Consider the following 23,693-nt stretch of genomic DNA (forward strand, 5'->3'; position numbering starts at 1 on the left):
TATGAATATTAGCTATTTAATAATCTGGAGCCTTATTGCTTACTTTGAACTTTGCCTTGGGATATATTCATGATTAGTCGCGAGAGCAAATACATTCTTGGTGTAATGGAGCTCACCAAAATATATTCATCATCGTTTGAATGAGCACCAAACCCCTGGACACCCATACTCTCAATTACCGGGTTTTGAGTATTTAATGCCGCAAATGCGGCATCAGTACCACCGCCAGCGGCAATGGTCCCTAAAACTAAATCACGCCCAAGCTCTGCATAGATCTTTTTCGCGTACTCAGACATTTGCAAGGCTTGCGGACTAGTCACCAAGGGCGGGCGACGGCGCTCAAACACAATGTCTACTTTAGCATCTGGTATTTGTTGTGATTGGGGACGCTCACGCACTTTGCTTTCCACGACATCAAAATCTTCTTTTTTCATTACCCGAACGTCAGCAGTGGCAAATGCAACTGAAGGTATTACATTTCGATTAGTACCAGCAGTTGCGAAAGTCCAGTTCATTTTGATTCCTACCTTGGGATCAGACAAGTCACGCATTTGTTGTATCTGAAATGAAAGGTCATCCAAGGCATTTCGACCTAACTCGGGGGCAGAGCCAGCATGGGATGCTTTGCCTATAATATTTAAATTCACGGCTCCAACTCCTGCAGTGGTCAGTGCAATGCGGTCTGACTTAACCTGTGATGCCTCACATGAAAAAGTTACATCATGTTCCGCGCCAAGCTTGGATAAATATGCCCTAGCTGCTGGAGGACTAATCTCTTCATCACCATTCATGAGTCCTGTAATTTTTCCATACTCATTAAATTTCAACTTATTTAAACTATCAATAGTATGCAAAATTAATGCGATCCCTTGGTTATCATCTGATATACTGAGGCCATAAGCACGATCCCCATATAGCCTAAAAGGCTGCTTTGCTAGCATCCTCTTAAGATAAACAGTATCCATATGCGCTATCAAAAGCACTTTTTTCGTGCCAGCACCTTTGAATTCAGCCTGTACCAGGCGTCCAGCTTTTGCAGGTGTATCGTGCATGCGATACATACTTGCATCCGGCTCAATAAATTCAACCTGCCCACCTCAGTGATTTGAGGCGATTAAAAATGAGCTTGGATAGTTTATCGAGCCCATCACGATCCCTGCTACCTGACTCAATTGACACTAATTCCTTTAGTGTTGATAGGAATGGTTTTTGCTCTTTTTCAACAACAGAATAAATTGGCTCTTGTGGCGCCGCCATACACTTCATAGAAGAAGTGATTGCAGCACAAAATGCTAGGACAATTTTTTCATTTATTCTTTCTGTGTTGTTCTTCCATATTACAAAAAATAATACTTTTGTGCCACCAGAGAAATACTATTAAATAAATAGATTTAAATTAATAGCATGCAATGCTAGTCTACATACAATTGACTGAGTAAAGCTCACTAATGGTGAGGTGACAATACGCGTGTTTTAGACGTTCAGTCACCTTAACCCTCAGTCATATAGGGTATGTCAAACTATCGCATTGCGTCGAATTTGCCATCGGCAACCGATCCTTTTATAGAAGTGCAGCCAGGCAAGATTGGCCAAAGGCTTTGATGATGAGTCTTTACATCTGTCATAAGGTTAAGCCCCCTTGTATTCCAGTAGAACCCTGTCTCTTTTATGCTTTAAGTTCAGCTTTTGCATTGCAATAGGCATAGGCATAGGCATAGGCAATATAGCCTTTGCACAGCCAACGGAAAAGAATATTGTGGTTGACTCAAAGCGTTTTACAGAAAGCTATGTATTGGGGAAGATACTCAATCAAACATTGCGCGATCAAAGCGTGCAATCTATTCATCGACAGGGCCTTGGTAACACCACAATTATTGTTCAAGCTCTAACGAATGGTCAGCTTGATATTTACCCAGAATATACCGGGCACTTGCGATGAGAGCAGAACAGGTGAAAGCGCTGGGCTTAAAACGTATCAGTGATCTTACAAAGCGGAGCACTGAGAAGCAATCCACCCTTCGAATTGCATTATCCTCAGAATTTAAGACTAGGACTGATGGCTGGCCCATGCTTGTTCAGACTTATGATTTAAAAGTAAATCCTGGAAAGGTGTTGGAACATGGTTTAGCATACGATGCTCTTGTAAGAGGCGATGCTGATCTCGTGGATGCCTACTCTACTGATGCAGCGATTAAGCAATAGGACTTAATCCTATTGGAGGATGATAGAAACGCATTTCCACGCTATGACGCAGTACTTTTAATGCGCTCCGATTTTAATGAACAGTCCTTACAAGACTTAGCAGGAAGATTAGATGAGACTTCAATGGCAGAGTTAAATGGATTAGCTGGGTCAGGCGTCAGTTTTGAAAAAGTAGCTCGTACATTTTTATAGGCATCCACAAATGATCAATTGAAGGTATCGCAACTCTCTAGATTTTTTAAACCACTTATTGGCCCAGATTCTTTTACCGCTCTTCGTTAGTATGTTCTTCTAGTCACCATCTCTTCAGTCATAGCCCTTCTCATCGGCGTTTCTCTGGGTATTCTTGCCTATCGACGCCCTCGATATGCCGCTTAGATCTTAGGAGCTACTGGGATTTTACAAACTATCCCTTCGCTTACACTGCTGACAATATTGATTGCCCTCCTGGATCCAATAGGGGCTATCCTAGCAGTTTTAGTATTGTTTCTTTATGGCTTATTAACGATTGTTAATGCGACCCATATTAGCTTGATAGAGGTTCCTACAAATTTAAAAGAGGCGGCCTTAGCTCTAGGTTGCAACGAATGAAAATTACTCATTTCAATAGAACTTCCATATGCTCGTCCAGTCATCATGACGGGTTTGGCATCAGCAACCGTTATTGGTGTCGGCACCTGTATTCATCGCAACGGTCAAGTGAAACAACCCTCATTTATAGAGAAGGTCGATTGCTTATTTAATTCCTCAGAGATAGCGCATCATGATCGCTGGTCTACCCCAATTCCATCCTTAGATAGCCTGTTGGACTACAACCATAGCCATGGTTAGCAGGACCCAAGAATTGCTGTCTAAACCAATCGATCATAAAATTGCCTACTTTGTTCAACTTGCCATCCTGCATCAGGATATGCACAATGAGGCGTTTGCGTATATGTGGCAGTCCTTGGGACGCTCCCCGCCCTTTGAACCGCTCACTAAAGTTACCACCCCTGAGATAGGTGAACAAAGCTGGACTCATTTTTCAGAATCTTCAATAGAGGCTGGCTCTAAACCTGGCTTTGGTTTTATTTTTGATAATGAAAAATGGGCGCACTCCATCGATCTCCCTGCCTTTGATATTGCAAGTAGACCAGTCACTAATGGTGAATATCCAGAGTTTCTAGAATCGCAACCCATGCAATCTGAACTTAAACCCGTTACACCGCCCTCTCTCTGGAAAAAAGAGGGGGGGGGTGTTTGGCTTGAGCGATTTTTTAATCAGTGGCCTCCCTTAAATCCATCATCAGCTGTACGCCATATTATAGTTATACAGATGCCTTATGTTTTTGCGTACATCTTCATGTACGCTTACCTAATGAACATGAGCTCAGCCTATTAATGACACAAAAGCAGATAGCGTGACAACCCTCGAATTTATGGGGGTGGACAAGTAGCACTTTCGCGCCCTTCCCTGGATTCAGCGCAAATCCCTATATCGACTATTCACAGCCCTGGTTTGATGGCACCTATCAAGTACCAAAAAGGGGAAGCCCATTTACGCCTGATCGCCTCAGGAGAGTGGGGTTTCGCAATTTTTATCAAACCCACAGAAGCGATCATTTTTGTGGGTTTCGTACGTATTTACTCTAAATTGAGCAAGCTCATGATGTTGTGTCGATTTCCAACCTTATATAAATTATTAATCCCCTATGACTACATCATATAACGGCCGTCTTACCTCTTTATCTCATGGCGGAGGGTGCGGCTGCAAGATTGCGCCAGGCGTATTAAGTGACATCTTGAAAGCTGCGCCGATGCGCAATCTACCTGCTGCTCTATTAGCGGGCTCGGATAACAATGAAGATGCCGCCGTATATCAAATTAATGAAAATCAGGCGATTGTTGCTACAACTGATTTCTTTATGCCAATTGTGGATGATCCGTTTGAATTTGGCCGTATCGCTGCAACGAATGCAATTTCTGACATTTATGCAATGGGCGCTCAACCCCTTTTTGCACTTGCACTTCTGGGCATGCCAATGCAAATTTTACCCCTAGAAGTAATCCGGCAAGTGACTTCTGGTGGAGGGTCCGTCTGTAATGATGCAGGCATCATGATTGCTGGTGGTCACTCAATTGATACAGTAGAGCCGATTTATGGCTTAGTTGCAATTGGCGTAGTTGATCCAAAAAAATTGAAGCGCAATAACGGTGCTCGAGCGGGTGATAGCATCATCCTCAGCAAGCCATTGGGCATTGGCATTCTCTCTGCGGCTCTCAAGCAAGAAGTACTCTCAGAGGAAGGCTACCAAGAAATGATTGCGCTCACTACAAAACTCAATAAACCTGGTGTTGCACTCTCGCAATTAGACGGCGTACATGCTTTGACCGATGTCACAGGCTTTGGCCTCGCGGGACACTTACTGGAGATAGCTAGAGGATCGCACTTAAAAGCGCAAGTGAATTGGCATGCAATTCCAGTGATTCAAGAAGCGGTCGAACATGTTAAAGCCGACATCTTTACAGGTGCCTCCACACGCAATTGGGCTGATTACGGTAATGAAATAGAGCTCGCAAGCGATATAGCCCTCTGGCAACAAAATGTCCTGACTGATCCACAAACCAGTGGCGGATTACTAATTTCATATGCGCCAGAACAAGAGGCAGAAGTCCTTGCCATCTTGAATGCAGATGGTTTCAATAGTGCTCAAAAAATTGGTCAGTTTGTGTCAGGCAAAGGTTTATCTGTTGACTGAAACCACCCTAACTCAAACCGTATCCACTTCAATAGAAAATCATTTTTATGAAATCAATCAAGCTAAACACGCTGAAGTACTTCATTCACGCATTTCTTGTAATTAGCATTGCCACTATTACAACTATTACTATTAGTCCGGCCCAAGCGCAGGAGACACTGAGAATTTCTGCAATTCCTGATGAATCACCAACTGAGTTGCAACGCAAATTTAAACCTTTGAGTGAGTACCTCTCAACAGAAACTAGCATGAGGATTGAGTTCACACCTGTCACTGACTACGCAGCAGCAGTAGCAGCATTGGCAGCGGAAAAGATTGATATGGCATGGCTAGGTGGCTTTACTTATGTGCAGGATAAGAACTAATGGCACTGCAAACCCAATCATACAAAGAACTGAAGATGAAAAATTCACGAGTCTTTTTATTGTGCCAGCCGATAGCCCCTTAAAATCATTAAGTGCATTAAAAGGCAAGACGATTGCATTTGACTCGCCATCCTCAACATCAGACCACCTTATGCCAATGTATTTCCTCATGCAAGCTGGCGTAAATCCAGATAAATATTTTAAAAACATCGCCTTTTTTGGTACACATGATGCAACTGTTGCCTGTGTAGCAAGCGGCAAGGCTGATGTTGGCGCCATGAATGCATCCGTTTGGGCAAAACTAGATGAGGAAAAAAATCCTAATGCTCTAAAGTCAAAAGTACTTTCTACTACACCCCCCTACTTTGACTACAACTGGACAGCACGCGGGGATCTTGACCCTACAACAGTCAAGAAAATCACTGAGGCATTTTTAAAGTTAGATGCAAATAATCCTAACTACAAAGACATTATGGATCTACAGCGTGCCAATAAATATGTCCCAACCAAGTCGTCAAATTATGATGATATTGAAAAGGCAGCTCGATCCGCTGGATTGATTAAGTAATCACGTAGGATTTTCATTACAGCATCTCAGGTTTGCACACAGCACTGGAACGTCGACACTTAGTCAAATTTCACTAGCAGCAGAAGCTGGCGAATGCATCGCCATTATTGGACCTTCGGGCTCAGGCAAGACTACGCTCCTAAGCAGCAGCTTAGCCACAGCGTTGAAGCCATCACAAGGTACTGCTGCAGCACCTAGAGGAGAATCCTTAGAGACCCTCCAAATCATCGCTTAGGCTCTTGCGCTCAAAAATTGGTTTAGTTCATCAAGCACCTCCTATCACGTTGCAGCAAATCCACAATCCTGCTTAGAGTGCTTGGAGCTAGCTGATAAGCCATTCGATCGATGTGACTGCCTTTCAGGTGGTCAGCTACAACGCGTCGGAGTTGCAAGGGTAATTTATCAAGAACCTCAGCTGATATTGGCCGATGAACCAGTATCCGCAATGGATCCAGTTCTTTCGACTCAAACTATTGGTGTACTCATTGAAGAAGCGAAGAAAAGAAATGCAACGCTAGTTGCTAGCCTGTATGCAGTCAATATTGCCCTACGCTGGTATCCTCGTATTATTGGCATTCGGGATGGTCATGTGGTCTTCGATTTACCCTCTAGCAATGTTAGTAAAAACATCTTAAAAGAGTTATATGTATCTGAGCTTGGAGAGCTTCCCATTCAAGTCAATAAACTACGTCGAGTGCAGATGCATAACTTGGGGTAAGCAGCCCGCTAACTGGCCTTCATAGATAATGAATCACATGAACACAATGCTGACTCAGGAATTACTTCTCAGCCTTAGCGCGGACACGCCTTCGATATCGCCAAAGTTTTTTACGATGACATTGGCTCTCATCTTTTTGATGCTATTACGCTGCTTGAAGCATACTATCCAACGCGTACAGCAAAATGGATCATGGATCAATATCAGCAAGATATAGCTGATGCAGTAGCTCATTGTGATGTTTTAGTCGATCTTAGTGCTCGCAACTGCGGGAAAGCAAGCATGCTTTTTAACACCCTCAAGCCAAAGCAATATAGAGCGCTTGATATTTCACAAGAATATCTGGAAATCGCCGCCGCAGATCTACAAAAGCAGTTTCCGCAAATTGAGATGTCCGCTCATGCTATCGACTTGAGTTTGTCTCTTGCATTTCCTAATATTGAAGATTTTCGTAAGGTATTTTTTTATCCAGATTCTTCGATCGGCACCTTTGACCCCGACAAAGCCGATCAGTTTTTGATCAATTTAGCTAATGAGTGTCATGGCAATGCGGGGCTTCTTATTGGCGTTGATTTAGTCAAGGATATTGAAACTCTAGATCTCGCCTACAACGACTCCTTAGGCGTCACCGCAGCATTTAATTTAAATATACTGCTGAATAGTCACTTCCAGATTCGGGATTGGGAGCACCATGTCTTTTATGATGCCGCTCAATCACACATTGAAATGCACTGACGAGCACGCTCAGATGTACAAATTATCATCTCAGATAAAGCGAGAGGGAATCCTATTCTTTCATTCAGTGCTGGTGATTTAATTCATACTGAAAATAGCGATAAATATATCCAAGAATATTTTGTGGAAAAGCTACGTCGCGCTGGGTTCGGCGATATTATCTGCTAAACCGACCCAAAGAAACACTTTTTAGTCTGTTTTGTAAACGCCCAGTAGAGTATCTGTATTCAGTGATGTATTTTCAAAATTACCAATTTTCTTAATTCTTCATTAACCGGTTCATCAATTCTTGAATAGACTGCCTCTTTCGCTTTGGGCGAATGAGATCTTTTCAAATTTCGATTTGTTTTTTTGAGTGCGCTATAAAAATCTGGCACCGTCTCAGAGCGATACAGCAGACTTGCAAGAGCCACCTCGTTATCAACCGGGTAATAAGCAAGATAATCGTCTCCAAGTAGACCTCTATTACCTGGTATTTCGGAGGCTATGACCGGAATCCCTAGCGCGATTGCCTCTGATACCACGTGAGCGCCCCTCTTCCATACGACTAGAAATAACCATGAGGTGGCTATTAGCAAGCATCTTCAACGCCTCTAAATGTCCGACCCCTCCAACCCATTGGTAACGCTCCAGAGATTCCTTATATAACTTGGCGGTGTGCTCCATTTGCTCATTCATAGCCATTCCTAAATGCTGAACGGTGATTTTAGGATTCGGTGGCAGCAAGGGAAGACGGCGAACAATGCAAAAGGGATCTTTCTCCTCCCGAAGATGGCCAATGACCACCACCCGAAAACCTTGTCCAGCAGTGGCATTTGCAATATCAACCCGCACTGATTGGTAAATCACTTGAGCTTTATAGCGAAGGTGTACGGGAATTGATAATAGGCCTATTAGGGTGTTTTTTGTGAAACTCCATAATTGACGAATGACTGCGATAGGCATGAAGCGCCATTAATACGGCAGCATCGCTACCCGACCAAGACTCGGTAACAAGCACTGCATAGCCAAGCTCTTCCAAGAAATCCTGCCAACGCAATGCAGTGACGCGATTACCGTGCAGACTTCCTTTGGGTGCAGGAGTAACGATTTCAATCAAGGGTTTGATATTTGGTCCTTATGGCGATGCCTATTTGTTTACAAGCCCAATAGTAATAGATGAATTCAGTAAAGGTATGGATGCTATGTGCATCCAATAAATACTCCTAATCATTCACCTTGAATCCGTTTATCACCAGTTTAAGAATAATGTTTAGGCGTATCTCACCTTAACTGAGACCTGAGTAGTGAAAGCAAAAAGCCGCTATTTCTAATACAATCGCCAACTTTAATTATCACTGCAAAGGGCCAGACTTTCCTGTTATCCTTGACGATGGGTCGGCTATTAGACCTTGGCATACAAGATTATTATCTTTTAGGTGCTGATTCGCTAGCTTGACCCGCTCATCAATATCGGGATGAGCATATAAATACGTTAGCGCACGAGAAACCGCAAAATTTTTTCCCCCTCGACACTTTGCAATACACAACGCAACAATCCCAAGGCCAACTGGACTGCAGCTAAGCGATCACTGAATGCAAGCCAGACTTTAAAGATACCAGTTAGAAAAGTTTGTACACCAAAGTAGAAGACCGCACCAAAATCAGCCAAGACCTCCATTAATTGAGAAGGTCCAGATAGCACCAGCCATTGATCTTGGATCAGGAAAGAATCAAAGAGACTCCATATTGAGCATTACCCTAAGAGCTGTCTAAATAGGTCCAGAAAACTGCAGAAGATCTACAAAAAGATAAGCCATCACATACGTGGGGACTGCCAAGGGAAGGATTAACACTCACTCCAAGACTCTCTTACCAGGAAAATCATAGCTCGCAATAATCCAAGCGTTACCCACGCCCAATATAAAACCCCCTACACCAACCCCGATAATTAGGATGAGGGTTGAAACAATAGAACCACGGAGAACATAGTTCCATAAATGACTCAACGTTCCAGAGGCCAATACTCCTGTACTGCCTCCAGATGGGAAAAGGAATGGCAAAAATAAAAACAAGGCAATTGGCACCACTACACGTTTCATGAATTCGGTAATCCGTTTAGACTCTTGATATGCATTAAACCACCAGCATAGATGAGAAAATTATAGGGCTGCACTCAGCGCACGTACTGCTTTCTGTCAAAGAATTAAAAATTGACTATCCAAGCCGAGATAGTCAAAGCCGAGTTATTGCCGTTAACGGTCTCAATCTCGATCTCGATCGCATGGAAGGTGAGATTGGCTGCCTGTTAGTCTCCTCAGGCTATGGTAAAGCTACCATATTGAGGGCGATCTGTGGGTTTGAGCCAGTTAATCCAGTTTAGACATTGAACTTCGGGAGCGACTTGCAGTGGAGATGCGCGATATTCTCAAAGCAAATAACCATTACTGCCCTACTGGTCACTCATGATCAATTTGAGGCATTTGCAATTACAGACAAAATTGGTGTCATAGCAGACGGTAAAGTTCTTCTATGGGATATGCCTTATGAACTCTATCATCAACCAGCCAACCGCTATGTCGCTGATTTCATAGGACGAGGGGTGTTCATGAAAGGCATCATTCAATCTGGCAATAAGATCAAACTTGAAATTGGCGAACTACCACTCGAGCGCGACCACAGCAATGATATTGGCAAGGAAATATAAGTGTTACTCCGAGCAGATGATATCCAGCATGATGACAATAGCCCCATGCTTGCAGAAGTTGTTCGCAAAACATTTAGAGGTGCAGATTTTCTCTATACCCTCAAACTCCAATCAGGCGCAGAAATATTAGCCCTTGTGCCAAGCCACCACAATCATGGCATTGGCGAAAAGATTAGAATTACTTTAGCTCTGGATCACGTTGTTACTTTGTAATCCACTTTAGTTCTTTGACCCCTAGCAGGGCTGGCAATATTGAACTAAAAAATCGGAAAGGTAATCACCAGATCAAGAAAATCTTTTTAATTACTAGAGAAGTTCTGTTAACCATTTAATTATTCAGCGGTAATGCTTGCGCTTTTAATAACCTTACCCCAAAGGTCATATTCTTTCTTCGTAAAAGTATCGAGCTGCGCTGGAGTCATTTGCTCAACAAAAGTTCCAGAATCCTCTGCCTTTTTTGAATATCAGGTCGAGCTAAACTTTTATTAATTTCAGAATTAAACTTCTTCATAATTGCTGGAGGCATTCCCGCAGGCGCATACTTGGCAAACCAAGAGTCAATATTACAGTTTTTAATGCCTTGTTCACTTGCCGTTGGCAGATTTGGTAATGCGCTAAGTCTTATTGCACTCGTTACCGCCCAAGCTTTTAGCTTGTCGCCTTTAATTTGCCCAATCACAGAAGCTGGAGTTGTAATAAAGAGGTCAACCTGCCCCGCCATCAAATCCTGAACTGCGGGCCACGCTCCCTTGTAGAGAATGTGGGCCATTTGTGCACCGGTAATTTGCTTCAATAATTCTGCGGCAATATGTTGAACTGATCCGTTTCCAGATGAAGCGTAATTGAGCTTTCCTGGATTTACTTTGGCGTATGCAACCAACTCTGTTAAGTCATTTACTGGCAGACCTGGAGTGGCAACAATGCCTTGTGGTGCCGTAGTTAAAATGCTATATGAGCAAAGTCTTTGATAGGGTCCCATGGCGCCTTCTTAAAAAGGTGTGGGTTACCGACCTGATAGCCACTTATAAGCAACTAGTAAGGTGTAGCCATCAGGTTTAACAACTGCAACAGCCTGCCCCCCAATGTTTCCTAAGGCACGGCCCTTACTGTCAACGATCACGGGTTGGCCGAGCGCTCTAGATCATGGCTCGGCGATGAAGCGTGCCGTAACGTTTGTTGTGCCGCCGACTGGACTAGGGACAATTAATGTAATTGGCCTGTTTGGAGAGGATTCCTGCGCAATACAGATTGAAGTAATGCCAACTAATGCAAGAACTGCTAAATTTTTTATAAATCAATACTTTTTCATTTCCTCTCGATTATTTTCTATTACATTCATTCAGAAATGTCAATCAGGTTCTGGTCTGGATCACGAACATAAATGGCATTGATTTTTTGAGTAGCACCAGTGCGGATGACTGGACCATCAATGATGGGCCAAGCTTCTACTTTTAATTTTTCAATCACCTGCTCTAGCGGACGATCTGCAATAAAACAAAGATCGAGCGCTCCAGGCGTTGGAATATCAGCTTTAGACTAAAACTCTTTACCTTTAAGATGCAGATTGATCTTTTGATTGCCAAGCTTAAACGCTTTTCGCGCAACTGGTGGGGTCCCACCAATAAATGACTCTAGCTTCATACCCATAACACGAGTATACAAATCAACGCACTCCGACTCCTTTGCGGTAGTCAACACCAAATGATCTAAATGGTCAATCATATCTATCCTTTGAATAGAATTTATTGCGCACGACGGAGTTTATCAACGGAACTTGGCTCAGGATGTGATGTGAACGTACTTCCTGCTTTAGCAACTTGCCCTGGCACTGCATGTCCAACAATTTTTGGCAACTCCTTAGTCAGTGTCATAACCCATAGCGTCGAGCATATGAATCGCATCTTCACTGGAGATATTCCCGCTTGCACCTGGAGCATATGGGCAGCCACCTAAGCCACCCAAAGACCCATCAAAGCGCACAATTCCTGTTTGCACAGCCGCCAAGATATTAGCTAAACCCATACCCCTGGCGTTATGAAAGTGCAAGGTTAGCTGTAAATTCGGGAACCGCTTTTGCAATCCTTCACACATCTTGTTCACTTGATCTGGGTTAGTCATACCAGTTGTGTCGCAAATTTTTATACCCCTCACCCCAAGGTCTGCAAAACGCTGAGCAAATTCTTCCACAACCACTTGAGGAGCTTCCCCCTCCATAGGACAACCAAAGCAAGTGGAGAGCGAAACATTAATCGGTGTTCTGCCATGAACAAACTTGATGACCTCCGCTAGTCCAGCAAAGCTCTTTTTTCGTCCCATTCTGAGGTTAGCTAAGTTATGAGTTTTAGAAGTGGACAGCACCAAGTTAAATTCATCTGCCTCGATTCAAAAGCACGCTCAGCGCCACGTAAATTGGGTACCAATACAGTGTATTCGACACCAGGGGCACGTTTGATTCGTCCCATCACCTCTTCGGCATCACGCAACATCGGTATTGCTTTAGTCGATGCGAAGGAGGTGACCTCAATCTTGACGAAGCCACAATCACTCAGCTCATCAATCAATCTCACTTTATCGTCAGTAGGAATGAAGTTCGGTTCAATTTGACATCCATCTCTTGTTACAACATCGTTGAAATATATTCTGGTCATAGTTGTTTCTTGCTCCCGGGATATTCTTTTATATTTTTGAATTGATTATTTATTTCGTGCAGGCAATCCCTGCGCTCTTTTAGAGAGGCGACTTGCGAGTCATTCAAACCGATACTTTTGAGAATCTCATCAGTGTTCTCGCCAATATCTGGGGCCAGAGTTTTGATGAAGTCATTGGTGCGAGAGAGTGTTGGTATAATTCCAGGCGCATCTAATTTTGAGCCATCCTGCATTTGAATCGTCTGAATATTTTCTCGAGCTTTGTCATGTGGATCATTAGCTATATCTGCCACGGTATAAATTCGGTCTGCAGGTACGACAACAGAATTTAACATTTCTAAAGTCTTATCTGTGTTAACTGTTTTTGCCCATTCACCAATCGCTCGATCAGGTTCGACCACGCACTTAACGCGACCATCGTTATTCTCTAACTCAGGATCATTGCCTAGATCATCCCGTCCAATGACTGTCATGAGGCGTTTAAAATACCATCCACATTCCCTGCTACTAATACATATCCGCTATCAGCGCATTGATAGGCGTTAGTTGGGGCAATGCCTACTAGCAAGGCGCTACCGGCAGCTTGCCTCACTTCTCCAAAAGCGCTGGATTCAGGCAACAAACTCTCCATGCAATTAAAAACTGCCTCATACAGAGCAAGATCAATGATCTAACCCTTACCACTGTTCCAAGACTGACATATATGGCGCTCTTGTAATGCCAGCAAAATTCCAAGCACACCATGTACTGATTCCCACACGCACCGGCACCCTTCCAAGTTCAGCCATCAGATGCCGTAAACCGCCCATTGCTTCAGCTACCACACCAAATCCAGGCTTATCTTTATAAGGACCTGTTTGGCCGTCACCACTAATTCGTAAAACAATTAATTTTGAATGGAGTTCAAGCAATTCTTGTGGATCAAGACCCCAGCCCTCTAATGTCCCAGGACGAAAGTTTTCAATTAAAACATCCGCTTCCTTAACTAAGGTCCTAACGATTTCTTGTGCTTCGACTTGTCTGAGATCTAGTGATAAGGATTTTGTCGTACGCGACTACACTTGCCACCAAATAGATGTACCGTCTTTAATAGTCGCCACTTTCATAATGCATCACCCACTTTTGGCGGCTCAATCTTAATCACATCAGCGCCAACATCAGCCAAGGTTTTAGCAGCAAACGGCCCAGCAATGAGTTGCCCCATTTCGACTACTTTTATCTTCGCTAGCGGCTCCATGACCTCTCCTAAATTTGTATTTACCTCAAGTTACCTCGCTGCATTCCGCTTGAAAATTGCTATTTGGAGATATAGCCTGCTCATTTTTCGAAGGTATGGTAAGCCTATGACATCCCTTCTAAACCCCGCCAGAGTCGACTTTGTTACCCTCAAGCTATTCTGTGCGATTGTCCACCATCTGGCAGCATTACCAAAAGTGCCAATGAATGTAATCTAGCCCTCTCTGCGACTAGCAGAAGGATCTCTGAGTTCGAAGAAACCATCGGTATGGCGCGCTCCTAGACCGATTAGTTAAGGGGGGCACATTGACGCATGCTGGTCACGCAGTGATGTAACACGCATTGAGACTGTTTCAGGGGTTTGAGCAGCTTAGCAATGAGTTTAGCGAATATTCCACAAAAAAAAGGGGGGGTCAAAGGGCATGTGCAACTCTGGGCCCATATGTCTGCTTTAACCGAATTTCTACCAGCGGAATTGACTAGCTTCCTAAAGTCTTACCCAGACATCCAAGTAGAAGTTGAGGAGCAGATCAGTGGTGATATCGTCATAGCACTCATGGATATGGCATAAGCCGATATCGGCGTTTTTACTGATGGGCCCACCAATACCGCTGGTCTTGATACAAGAGTTATGGGTAGCGATCAATAAAAGAAAAAGTATCTCGTTTGAGGAATCTCTTTAATATGACTTTATTGGCCTCAATCGAGGCAGCTCCCTTCTGTAACTCACCTCTCGAAGCGCCGAAAGGTTAGAGGCAAACAAATGCGGCTACGCATTCAGGTACGTAGCTATGATGCAATGTGTCAAATGATTGCAGTAAATCTCGGCATTGGTGTATTACCTATTCAAGCCTGTGCAGCCCAAATTAAAGCCATGGGACTCAAGACAGTGCTACTAGAGGATCCATGGGCTAAGAGAAACCTACTGGTAGCCACTAAAGCAGGCATTAATCATTCCCCCGCTACAACACTATTCAGCCAACATTTCTTGAGGCAATAAATTAGGTAATCAGACTATTTTATTTGTAATATTTGACTGAATTCCTCAAGCGCTCATTTGCATGACAAGTCTTTTAAATGAGCATGAGATGAAAGCATGACATTAATATTTTTACTTCTTTCTTCCGCATTATTTGCAATCTTTTAGATCATCCGACTTCAAATATGCTCATCACGTCGAAGACATCTGGTGGATACCTATAGTATTGACCCCCCAAGAAGCTCAGAAAAATGAACTGCAGAGAGGTCGGCAAACTGAGAAAGCATATCGATGCAATGGGAGACAAAGATGATGCATATGGTCTTGAAGAGATCATTAGGCCATATAGATCTTAAAACAATGATGGTTCACGCTCTGTATTTGGCTGAAACTAAAAATATATTAATGAATCAAGAAAGAGTAATAAGAAATGAAAGTATTGCTGCCAATAGATGGATCTAAATCCTCTTGAAATGCCGTCAAATACGTTGCTAATAAGCTTGCCAAGAATTCACGTAGCCCTGTGAATGTGACTTTAGTCAGTGTCCATGATGATGTTGGTCTTGGTCACGTTAAGCAATTCGTTGAGCAGGCGTCAAACACAATATGGTGATCAGACGCGGGCCTATCTCACAAGAGATTATTGCTTTGGCGAACAAAGACAAGGTAGACATCATCGCAATGGGCGCCAAAGGTCGCAGTGGTTTACTAGATGTGTTGATTGGCTCAGTAGCACAGCGAGTTTCTAGCTCTGCAAAACAGCCTGTTTATTGGTCAAATAATATCGGCGAACCTCTGTGCTGGTCGTCATTGGCGACCAGCACACTAACACCCTTCATTTTCGAGAAGGGTTCCCACACCAGGCACTCCAACTCCTTCAGGTTGAATTGATTGGCATCTGCCTGAACCATACTGCATTCATGAAATTAACCCCAAAACAATCAAGTCTGATTTGAATCGATTTACAAAGTGACTTGATGCCCTCAATTTATGAGGAAAAGAAAGTGCTACAACAATGTATCAGGATTGCGAAGATTGCCACACTTCTTGGGGTTCCTATTGTTGGAACGGAGCAAAGCCCTCAAAGCCTTGGAAATAATGCGGCGGAAATTACTCCATTTTGCGAACAAATGATTTCAAAAGAGTATTTTGACGGCCGCCAAAACGGTCTTGTCAATGTACTCTCCAAAAATCGAGAGCACCTCATTTTCGCTGGCTGCGAAACTCATGTTTACGTCATGCAAACCGCTTTAGAGCGATTGCGTCAAAACTTTCGGGTTTCAATTTTGGTTGATGCAGTTGGTTCACGCAGACCACTGGATCGAGATATTGCACTTCATCGGCTAGCCTCAGCTAGCGCAATTTTTTTAACAACAGAGATGCTGGCGTTTGAGTGGCTCGGATCTGCAGAAAATCCTCTATTCAAAGAAGCCTTGGGGATTATTAAATCCTAAGTAGATGATTTGGCAATAAAGTATGCCTTTGGTACTTCGGTGCACCACACTACACCATCACCTACTTGCCCCGTTTGGCAAACCATTACGATCCTATCCATCAGTACTTCAGCAATGTCATTATTGCCAATAATCTCTATTCTAACCTTGGCAGAGTACTCAGTCAGCTCATCTTTAATGTTTGCCTTGTTGGTTTTGGAAGGCGCACTACAGCCCTCGACTTTAGCAACAGCCAGGCCTGGCAAACCAGGCGTCTCCATCAGGGCCGTGCGCAGAGCTGGTAATTTATTAGGGCGAATGACCGCTTTCACTTCCATCATGCTTCCACCTCTTTCTCTTCAAACCATCTATATCAGACAGGCAATACCAATAAACTTAATGCTGTTGAAGTAATCAAGCCAGCAATCACAACCGCTGCAAGGGGACGAGTCACCTCTGATCCAGGGCCGCCCGAGAACAACATCGGCACAAGCGCTAGCATCGCAACAGCAGCAGGCATCATTACCGGTCTAAAACGGTGTCCGCATCCATGAAGTAATGCCTCTTCCATGCTGTAGCCGTCCTCGCGCATTTGCTTAATAAAGGAAATCAACTCAACGCCGTTGAGAACTGCGATACCCCGCAAGTTAATAAATCCTACGGCTGCCGGGACGGATAAATATTCGCCAGTAATAAACAAGCCAAATACCCCGCCGATCGATGCGAATGGTAAAACCATAATGATGAGACCAGTCAGTCTAACAGACTTCAATAGCTTAAAGAGCAAAAAGAAGATGGCCAAAATAGTTAATGGGATGATGATCAAGCGAGCCATAGCACGCTGCATATTTTCAAACTGACCACCCCATTGCAATTTGTACCCTTGAGGTAAATCAACATTCTTAGCAATTAGCTCTTGAGCCTCGTTTACAAAACCACCTAAATCACGCCCCTGAACATTCACACCAACAACTAGTCGACGCTTACCAGATTCACGTGAAATTTGAGCGGGGCCCTCAACCAAACTAATTTCTGCCAAATCGCGCATCAGCACCTGCGCTCCATCTGGAGCATGCAGAATAATGCTATTTTGAATAGCATCAATATTATTCCTATAGGGACTAGGGTAACGAAGTACTCATGGAAAGCGGCGCTCACCCTCATAGACTGCACTTGCTTGCTTCCCTCCACTTGCAGTCTCTATCGCCTCATGTACGTCCTGAAACATTGATACCGTAACAAACAATCGCATCTCGATCAATTTTGATATTAAGATAGTTTTATCCTGAAGCCTGTTCGATACAAAGATCATTGCTACCCTTCATTTTGGTCAGGATTTGATTAATTTGCGAGCCCAATTTTTGTAATACCGCGAGATCATCGCCAAAGATCTTGATGGCAACTTGAGAACGCACACCAGAAACCATCTCATCTACCCTAGCAGCAATCGGCTGCGAGATTGCGAGCTCTATATACCTGGGAGAGTGTTTAGCTTTTCACGAATCTGCTGGGCAATTGCTTCTTGGCTGAGATCGCGGTCGCCTCAAGGCTTTAGAGGCACGATGGGATCGGACTCATTAGGTTGACCCGGATCAGCTGGCGATTCACCTTTACCCAAACACGATACTGCCATTTCAACACCGAGAATAGTCATGATACGTTTGATCGCCTCAAACTCCAACTTAATCGACTTATCTAACGAAATATTTGGTGCTCGGACGATCACAGGAGTAATAGGACCCCTCTTGCATCACAGGGATAAACGCTTTACCAAGCAAAACAAACCCCACCAAGCTGATGCCCAGCACTATCAAAGAGTGCTTCACAACTAATTTAGGATGAGACAAACTCCAATGAAGCCAACGCTCATAAGGGCCACGTAGTTTTTTTAACTACTTTGGTGTCATCCCCGCTACCACCCTTCAAGATGTAGGAACACAGCACTGGAGATAAAGTAAAAGACACAATCAATGAGATTGTTAACGCAATTGCAATCGTAATTGCCATCGGGGCGAATATTTTGCCCTCCATCCCCTCAAGCGAGAGGAGGGGCATAAATACCAAGATAATGATGCCTACACCAAAAAGCACTGGCTTTCCTACCTCGGTAGCAGCCTCTAAGATGATCCTGCTCTTGGATTCGTCCGACTTGAGACGTTCACCCAATTTTGCAAATGTATTCTCAACCACTACGACTGAGCCATCAACCATAATGCCGATCGCAATTGCTAAACCTCCCAATGACATCAGGTTTGCGGATATTCCGTAACGATTCATCACTAAAAACGTCTACAGCGGTGTAAGTAATAAGGTAGCAACGACTATTAATGAAGAGCGCACCTCGCCCAAGCAAAGGAAGAGCAAAATAATGACAAGAATGACACCCTCCAGTAGAACCTTCGCCACATTAAATATGGCGGCATTGACTAGATCAGCACGGTCATAGAAGGGGATAATCTGCAAACCATCGGGCAACAACTTTCCTGCATTAATTTCGTCGACTTTCAGTGTGATACTGATTCACCACCTCTTGCGCATTACCACCCTGCATCATCTGGATAATTCCGGCGACACTTGCGGTGTAGCCGTTTTTAATCGCAGCACCCTGTCGGATTTCACGACCAATTGTCACTTCAGCAACGTTTCTAACGTATACCGGTATACCTTTCACTTCTTGAAGAATAATCCCTCGTGTTTGTTAATTAAACCCAAACCACGAATAAGATATCGCTCTGCATAAGTGGGTAATTGGCCGCCACCAGAATTGGCATTGTTTCTTGCAAGGGTTTGATAGACCTCCTGCAAACTAATTTGATAGTGGCGTAAGCGCTCTGGGTTAACCAGAACTTGATACTCTCGCGCATATGCGCGTTGAGTATTAATTTCAGCTACACCAGGAATCAAGCGCAACATTGGACGCACACTCCAATCTTGCACTGCACGTCGATCCGAGAGCTCATCCACAGTAAGCTCACACTCTTGGTCCAATGGGTGGTCTAGTGTGTACTGATAAATCTCACCCAAACCAGTAGACGGTAGGGCTAAAACAGGTGTGATACCCACTGGCATTTTTGAGGCAACTTTAATCAGTCTCTCGGTAACTAATTGACACGCGAAATAGATATCTGTTTTCTCGGTAAATACCAAAGTAATGATCGAAAGACCATGGCGATTGAAAGAGCGCATCTCTGTTAAACCTGGTAAACCAGTCATACCTAATTCAATAGGAATGGTCACAAAGCGCTCAACTGCTTCTGGAGATTTACCAGGCGCCTCTGAAGCTACTTGTACTTGGACATTGGTGACATCAGGGAACGCATCAACTGATAAACGTTTCGTTGCTAATAATCCAGCGATAAATAATGCAATGGCAATAACAACCACCTGAAGGCGGTGCTGTAGCGATAGACGAACGATTCTTTCAATCATGCTAACCACCACGTAACTGACGTTTACGTTCAGTATTTAGATGGTAGGCTACGTGTACTGCAATTTCTTGACCTTCTTTTAAACCAGAAATCACTGGACGACAACCTTTTCCTTCGGGGCCAAGCTTAACGGGCACCATGCGATAAAGCTCATCATCTAATTTCACAAAAACATGGTCATGGTCATGGTTATCCTCGCGCACCACCGCACTGCCTGGTACCACTAATTTATCAATAGGCTTACTCTCAATAAGCATGGTTGCCAACATGCCCGACTTAATCTGGCCATCATGATTGGGAAGCTCCATTCGCACTACAATTGTTCGAGTTTGAGGGTTCACAATCGAATCAACATGCGCAATAACACCCACGATATCTTGATTTCGCAATGCAGGAATAATTACCGAAGCTTTTTAACCCTTGCGAATCAAATATAAGTTACTTTCTGGAACTTCAGAAATTACCCATAAGGTATCAAGGTCAGCAACGGTGAATAATGCATCTGATGGCTGCACAACTTGGCCCTTGTTGATCTTGCGCTCTACTATTTCACCGGGAATGATAGCAATCACATTATTAATGGACTCAATTACACCGGATTTAGCAAGCTTATCAATACTGACCTGATCCATACCTTGCACTCTCAACTGATCATTAGTAGCACGGACTTCAGCTTTAGCACTACTGGATTCGGCTTCACGTCTTTGCAACTCAGCCAATGCAATCACGTCTTCTTTATAGAGAATCTTAGCGCGATTCGCCGTCTGATCAGCTAGCTGCCTGGCACTCTTGGCTTTTAGATATGCCAATTGAGATTGGGTTAATTCAGTAGAAGTAATCTTGGCCAGAATGTGCCCCCTGCTTCACCATCTGATCCGGTACAGCTAAAATTTCAGAGACACATCCTGTAACATTTGCACCAATGCGCGAGAGAAAACGTTCGTTGAAATCAATTCTTCCCGAGGTACGTAACTCCTCTACAAAAGGTGATATCTGGGCTTTGCCATCGGTAACCGTCTTTTGCAAATCAGTATTTACAACAACCACATTGGGGGGTCCTGGACTGACTTAACAGGAGGCTTTAGATCGAAGACGTTGAAGTAATTTAAGACAAGGATAAATGCAACAAACCAAGGCAGATAAAATATCCCCCTCTTAAACCATGGAGGGGTTTTGTCATAACGAGTACCGACTGCAGGCACATGACTTGCAATCTATTGGTGGCCCTTTTCATATAGCTGTGTTTGGGTCTGCAGAATTTGGCTAGACAAGTCCTTTGTATGAACTTTAAGCTTTCGAACCAAAAAGGTCTTTCAGACTTTTACCTTTCTAATTATTTTTTTCAGTTTTTGCTTCATTGCATTCCACTTTCTATCTTCGCAAGCCATTCTGGACTTGCTCTCAATCTTTGAATCTCGGTCGTTACCGATACCAAATCAAAACGCGCTTTAATCAAATCATTTCTAGCAGCACGAAACGTTCTTTGTGCATCTAAATACTCAAGCATTCCACGCTGCTCCCCATAACGATATGAGACCTCTGCGATACGCTGCGCACTAGCCGCCAATTGCACTACCTCTTGACTGAGTACCTTCACTTGATAACTCGTCATTTGATAAAGCTTGTAAGCAGTTTCCATGTACTGATCTAAAGTTTGACTTTGGGCATTGAATTGCTTCTTAGCTTTTGAAGCATTAGCTGCAGCCTCGGCGACTTGACCAGCCTTAAAATCCCAAATTGGAAGACTGACCTGCAACCCATAGAGACGATCAGTAAAGTTAGGGGCGTTGTATTAAGAAACCTTAAAAGCCAAATGGGGTAAGCGAGCATTGTTTCAAAACTGAGCTTTGATTCGGCAGCCTCTACCTCCGCTTTAGCTTTTTGTAACTCTGGACTTTGTGCCTGAGCCTCACCTAAAAGGCTAGTTAAAGAAGGTAATACTTCGGTCTTAGGTTGCTCTATAACAACAGTGAAGTCTGCGGGTAGCTGATGACCTACTGATTGACGTAGCTGACTGCGAGCCTACTCCACACGTAACTTACTCGACTCTGCTGCAATTTGTGCATTGAAAAATTCTGTTTAAACACGAATGAGCTCAAAGCGAGCTGTTTCCCCTACGTCATAGCGAATTTGCATACGGTCACGAATTTGCTTTGTCAGACTCATATCTTCCTCAGCAGCTTTTTGCTCTGCTTCACGACGCATTAATTCATAGCAACGTTGCTGCACTCGAGATATAGCCTCAATCTCACAAGCAATCCTAGTTGCCTCAGCTGCGCGCAAATTTGCTTCAGCAGCATTCACCCTGAGATAAGCGAGTATAAGGCATATTTAATGGCTGCGTAACAGCCCATGAAGAAACACTGCCCATGGTTAATGGGCCGGTTGCAGAGCGTTGCTGCCCAGTGCCAACTTCAAAGTCAGGATTTGGAATTGCTCTGGCTGTGGATAATTGTCTTTTAATCGCCTTGACTTGCTCACGCGCAGCCAAAACTTGGGGACTGGATTCCAAAGAAATTACAATCAGCTCATTCATCGTGAATGACTTCTTGGTCTGTGCGCTGACATTAGCGATCATTAATGCGCCAATAAAAGTTAAAGCCAGCCAACGAGACAGCGCCATTCGAGTAACTCGTAAAGAATGTAAACGAGAATTATCCAACCTACTCGATTGCTGAGCAAGAAAATGCCCCTATTTTCGGGGCATGAGCTCGTAGGGGTCTACGGAAGCAGACAGTTTTCAGATGAAGAATCAATATTTAGCCATTTAATAAAAAGTAAATGGTCTTGCCTTCATAGCTCACATACTGGACCAATTGATCGTAATGACGAAATGTGAGATCCATTGCGGGGCAGGCTACTCCCCGTTTATTCATTTAATTAGATCACATTTAACTACATCGTAGATTTCTAGACTAAACATAGACATGCCTAGATAAACGGCCATATCTCTGAGCTTTATTAAATGCCTTCTGTATATGTTTATAGACCTTTTTCAAACCCATCTCTAAAGCGGTACGGCGATCTCTAGCAGTAAAGCTCACTTCAATCTGGCGGTTATCAAAAGTTTGCAACTCAATGATGCAGTTTTGGTTGCAACGCGATTTGGCGTGATCCACTGAAGAATATTTCACCTTAATTTTGCGCACCAACCAAAATAGTCTTTTGAGTGAAAACTTGACGCGATTCTCGGTAAACACCTTAAAGTCTGACTCTATCTGATCCTTAGTTTCTAATATGACATCCATCTTTCATCTCCTTTGTAGTGAATGTAGGATCAATATAAAGACATCTTTATTCTTAATAAAGCAGAATATTATTGACCTATACTCTGTTTTTAACTGAGTATTTAACCAAAAAAATGCCCTCACGGAGAGGGCAAAAAGAACAGCAGGATTTACAGCTAATCGATAACAGCAGTCATGAGGGCGGTTGCTGCGCTAGCGCCAACTGCTGGGATGCCCCACAACGCTCTAGAGTAGTTAAAAACTTTCCAGTAATCACCTCGCTGATTTCTAGCAATTTAGCAGTGGTCGAATTTTCAAACAAACGACTTAGCGTATTTTTCTTTGCTGTGCCGATCACAATACGATTGCAAGCTAGACGATGCGCTTCATCTCGCAATGCCTCACCTTTATCGCCAATCACGTATGTGAATGAGAAATTCACACCAGCCTTTTCTAGGTAATCTGCAGCAGCCTGGGCAGCCATCTTTGCACGCTCTGCTTGCCACTCCACAATAGTCTTCTTCTTCAGAAACTTTCGAATGTGGGTATACAAGGTTGGCTGAACATTGCAAATATGGAATTGCGCTTGTGGATCTCTGTCATAAGTATTAACAGCATGCGTGAGAGCCATCATTGAATTGCTTGATTCATCTACCGGCACAAGAATTTTGTTCATTGAACTACCTCCTAAGATTTGGGACTGCTCGTTAGGCAGTGTTTGGGATACAGC

Annotated in this window: 22 protein-coding genes and 13 pseudogenes; 17 read left to right on the forward strand and 18 right to left on the reverse strand. The window is 43.6% G+C overall.

The window, feature by feature from the left end; all coding sequences use genetic code 11:
• Positions 1–32 precede the first annotated feature (32 nt).
• On the reverse strand, positions 33–1,052 hold the full coding sequence (locus DXE31_RS00850) for a glutamate carboxypeptidase (RefSeq protein WP_231969235.1): 1,020 nt from the start codon (positions 1,050–1,052) through the stop codon (positions 33–35).
• 704 nt (positions 1,053–1,756) lie between these two features.
• On the opposite strand from DXE31_RS00850, the pseudogene DXE31_RS10765 reads away from it, so the two are divergent.
• From DXE31_RS10765 to DXE31_RS00905, 11 genes and pseudogenes are all read left to right on the forward strand, one after another.
• Positions 1,757–2,394: pseudogene (locus tag DXE31_RS10765) on the forward strand (glycine betaine ABC transporter substrate-binding protein).
• A 243-nt stretch (positions 2,395–2,637) separates the two neighbouring features.
• A complete protein-coding gene (locus DXE31_RS00870; protein ID WP_162785501.1) occupies positions 2,638–2,793 on the forward strand; it encodes a hypothetical protein in 156 nt (51 codons plus the stop codon).
• Positions 2,794–2,838: 45 nt separating this feature from the next.
• On the forward strand, positions 2,839–3,033 hold the full coding sequence (locus DXE31_RS00875) for a hypothetical protein (protein ID WP_114697488.1): 195 nt from the start codon (positions 2,839–2,841) through the stop codon (positions 3,031–3,033).
• Between the two features lie 103 nt (positions 3,034–3,136).
• A complete protein-coding gene (locus DXE31_RS00880) occupies positions 3,137–3,583 on the forward strand; it encodes an SUMF1/EgtB/PvdO family nonheme iron enzyme (RefSeq protein WP_231969236.1) in 447 nt (148 codons plus the stop codon).
• A gap of 44 nt (positions 3,584–3,627) precedes the next feature.
• A pseudogene (locus DXE31_RS12625) lies at positions 3,628–3,834 on the forward strand (hypothetical protein); the annotation flags it as partial.
• Between the two features lie 59 nt (positions 3,835–3,893).
• Positions 3,894–4,940, forward strand: coding sequence for a selenide, water dikinase SelD (selD, locus tag DXE31_RS00890; RefSeq protein WP_114697490.1), 1,047 nt, complete (start codon positions 3,894–3,896; stop codon positions 4,938–4,940).
• Positions 4,941–4,987: 47 nt separating this feature from the next.
• Positions 4,988–5,873 (forward strand): annotated as a pseudogene (locus tag DXE31_RS00895) (putative selenate ABC transporter substrate-binding protein).
• 67 nt (positions 5,874–5,940) lie between these two features.
• Positions 5,941–6,108, forward strand: a complete 168-nt coding sequence (locus DXE31_RS12630; protein WP_162785594.1) for an ATP-binding cassette domain-containing protein — start codon at positions 5,941–5,943, stop codon at positions 6,106–6,108.
• An 81-nt stretch (positions 6,109–6,189) separates the two neighbouring features.
• Positions 6,190–6,300, forward strand: a pseudogene (locus tag DXE31_RS12635) (phosphonate ABC transporter); the annotation flags it as partial.
• Between the two features lie 18 nt (positions 6,301–6,318).
• On the forward strand, positions 6,319–6,591 hold the full coding sequence (locus DXE31_RS09670; RefSeq protein WP_231969562.1) for a P-loop NTPase family protein: 273 nt from the start codon (positions 6,319–6,321) through the stop codon (positions 6,589–6,591).
• A gap of 96 nt (positions 6,592–6,687) precedes the next feature.
• Entirely contained in the window at positions 6,688–7,326 is a 639-nt protein-coding gene (locus tag DXE31_RS00905) for an L-histidine N(alpha)-methyltransferase (protein ID WP_162785595.1), read from the forward strand.
• A gap of 465 nt (positions 7,327–7,791) precedes the next feature.
• On the opposite strand, the gene DXE31_RS00915 is transcribed toward DXE31_RS00905, so the two are convergent.
• From DXE31_RS00915 to DXE31_RS09965, 4 genes are all read right to left on the reverse strand, one after another.
• The gene (locus DXE31_RS00915; RefSeq protein ID WP_114697493.1) at positions 7,792–8,175 is read right to left on the reverse strand and encodes a hypothetical protein; all 384 of its coding nucleotides are present in this window, start codon (positions 8,173–8,175) and stop codon (positions 7,792–7,794) included.
• 7 nt (positions 8,176–8,182) lie between these two features.
• On the reverse strand, positions 8,183–8,425 hold the full coding sequence (locus DXE31_RS00920; RefSeq protein ID WP_114697494.1) for a hypothetical protein: 243 nt from the start codon (positions 8,423–8,425) through the stop codon (positions 8,183–8,185).
• A gap of 375 nt (positions 8,426–8,800) precedes the next feature.
• A complete protein-coding gene (locus DXE31_RS09960) occupies positions 8,801–9,010 on the reverse strand; it encodes a hypothetical protein (RefSeq protein ID WP_197712077.1) in 210 nt (69 codons plus the stop codon).
• 151 nt (positions 9,011–9,161) lie between these two features.
• The gene (locus tag DXE31_RS09965; RefSeq protein ID WP_197712078.1) at positions 9,162–9,407 is read right to left on the reverse strand and encodes a hypothetical protein; all 246 of its coding nucleotides are present in this window, start codon (positions 9,405–9,407) and stop codon (positions 9,162–9,164) included.
• 271 nt (positions 9,408–9,678) lie between these two features.
• On the opposite strand from DXE31_RS09965, the pseudogene DXE31_RS12280 reads away from it, so the two are divergent.
• A pseudogene (locus DXE31_RS12280) lies at positions 9,679–10,012 on the forward strand (ABC transporter ATP-binding protein); the annotation flags it as partial.
• Positions 10,013–10,225: a TOBE domain-containing protein gene (locus tag DXE31_RS12285; RefSeq protein ID WP_331851974.1), complete on the forward strand. Its 213-nt coding sequence runs from the start codon at positions 10,013–10,015 to the stop codon at positions 10,223–10,225.
• Between the two features lie 205 nt (positions 10,226–10,430).
• On the opposite strand, the pseudogene DXE31_RS00935 reads toward DXE31_RS12285, so the two are convergent.
• The 4 pseudogenes from DXE31_RS00935 to DXE31_RS11885 form a co-directional block, all read right to left on the reverse strand.
• Positions 10,431–11,132 (reverse strand): annotated as a pseudogene (locus DXE31_RS00935) (Bug family tripartite tricarboxylate transporter substrate binding protein).
• A gap of 215 nt (positions 11,133–11,347) precedes the next feature.
• Positions 11,348–11,734: pseudogene (locus DXE31_RS00940) on the reverse strand (VOC family protein).
• Between the two features lie 20 nt (positions 11,735–11,754).
• Positions 11,755–12,660, reverse strand: a pseudogene (locus DXE31_RS00945) (hydroxymethylglutaryl-CoA lyase).
• Positions 12,657–13,897, reverse strand: a pseudogene (locus DXE31_RS11885) (CaiB/BaiF CoA transferase family protein). The pseudogenes DXE31_RS00945 and DXE31_RS11885 overlap by 4 nt, the downstream one beginning before the upstream one ends.
• Before the next feature lie 375 nt (positions 13,898–14,272).
• Between DXE31_RS11885 and DXE31_RS10785 the strand changes: the two are divergent.
• The 4 genes and pseudogenes from DXE31_RS10785 to DXE31_RS00965 all read left to right on the forward strand — a co-directional run bounded on the left by DXE31_RS10785 (position 14,273) and on the right by DXE31_RS00965 (position 16,329).
• The gene (locus DXE31_RS10785; protein ID WP_231969238.1) at positions 14,273–14,467 is read left to right on the forward strand and encodes a type 2 periplasmic-binding domain-containing protein; all 195 of its coding nucleotides are present in this window, start codon (positions 14,273–14,275) and stop codon (positions 14,465–14,467) included.
• A 192-nt stretch (positions 14,468–14,659) separates the two neighbouring features.
• Positions 14,660–14,896: a LysR substrate-binding domain-containing protein gene (locus DXE31_RS10790; protein ID WP_231969239.1), complete on the forward strand. Its 237-nt coding sequence runs from the start codon at positions 14,660–14,662 to the stop codon at positions 14,894–14,896.
• A 582-nt stretch (positions 14,897–15,478) separates the two neighbouring features.
• Positions 15,479–15,766, forward strand: a pseudogene (locus DXE31_RS09970) (universal stress protein); the annotation flags it as partial.
• A gap of 65 nt (positions 15,767–15,831) precedes the next feature.
• Positions 15,832–16,329 (forward strand): isochorismatase family protein, encoded by a 498-nt coding sequence (locus DXE31_RS00965; protein ID WP_269460616.1) that lies wholly within the window; start codon positions 15,832–15,834, stop codon positions 16,327–16,329.
• Here the strand turns inward: DXE31_RS00965 and DXE31_RS00970 are convergent.
• From DXE31_RS00970 to DXE31_RS01015, 9 genes and pseudogenes are all read right to left on the reverse strand, one after another.
• On the reverse strand, positions 16,326–16,649 hold the full coding sequence (locus DXE31_RS00970; RefSeq protein WP_114697496.1) for a P-II family nitrogen regulator: 324 nt from the start codon (positions 16,647–16,649) through the stop codon (positions 16,326–16,328). The genes DXE31_RS00965 and DXE31_RS00970 overlap by 4 nt on opposite strands.
• Positions 16,650–16,681: 32 nt before the next feature.
• A pseudogene (locus DXE31_RS12290) lies at positions 16,682–19,737 on the reverse strand (efflux RND transporter permease subunit).
• A 1-nt stretch (position 19,738) separates the two neighbouring features.
• A pseudogene (locus DXE31_RS10795) lies at positions 19,739–20,545 on the reverse strand (efflux RND transporter periplasmic adaptor subunit).
• A 16-nt stretch (positions 20,546–20,561) separates the two neighbouring features.
• The gene (locus DXE31_RS00990) at positions 20,562–20,783 is read right to left on the reverse strand and encodes a hypothetical protein (RefSeq protein ID WP_114697499.1); all 222 of its coding nucleotides are present in this window, start codon (positions 20,781–20,783) and stop codon (positions 20,562–20,564) included.
• A 307-nt stretch (positions 20,784–21,090) separates the two neighbouring features.
• Positions 21,091–21,498 (reverse strand): annotated as a pseudogene (locus DXE31_RS00995) (TolC family protein); the annotation flags it as partial.
• Positions 21,499–21,815: 317 nt separating this feature from the next.
• A complete protein-coding gene (locus DXE31_RS11890; RefSeq protein ID WP_269460561.1) occupies positions 21,816–22,040 on the reverse strand; it encodes a TolC family protein in 225 nt (74 codons plus the stop codon).
• A complete protein-coding gene (locus DXE31_RS11895) occupies positions 22,027–22,398 on the reverse strand; it encodes a TolC family protein (protein ID WP_162785507.1) in 372 nt (123 codons plus the stop codon). The genes DXE31_RS11890 and DXE31_RS11895 overlap by 14 nt, the downstream gene beginning before the upstream one ends.
• A gap of 253 nt (positions 22,399–22,651) precedes the next feature.
• Positions 22,652–22,984, reverse strand: a complete 333-nt coding sequence (locus DXE31_RS01010) for a hypothetical protein (RefSeq protein WP_114697503.1) — start codon at positions 22,982–22,984, stop codon at positions 22,652–22,654.
• 172 nt (positions 22,985–23,156) lie between these two features.
• Positions 23,157–23,639 carry a universal stress protein gene (locus DXE31_RS01015; protein ID WP_162785508.1) on the reverse strand — a complete coding sequence of 161 codons (483 nt, stop codon included), beginning with the start codon at positions 23,637–23,639 and terminating at the stop codon, positions 23,157–23,159.
• Between the last annotated feature and the right edge of the window lie 54 nt (positions 23,640–23,693).

Source organism: Polynucleobacter necessarius, from assembly GCF_900095185.1.
Lineage (GTDB): Bacteria > Pseudomonadota > Gammaproteobacteria > Burkholderiales > Burkholderiaceae > Polynucleobacter.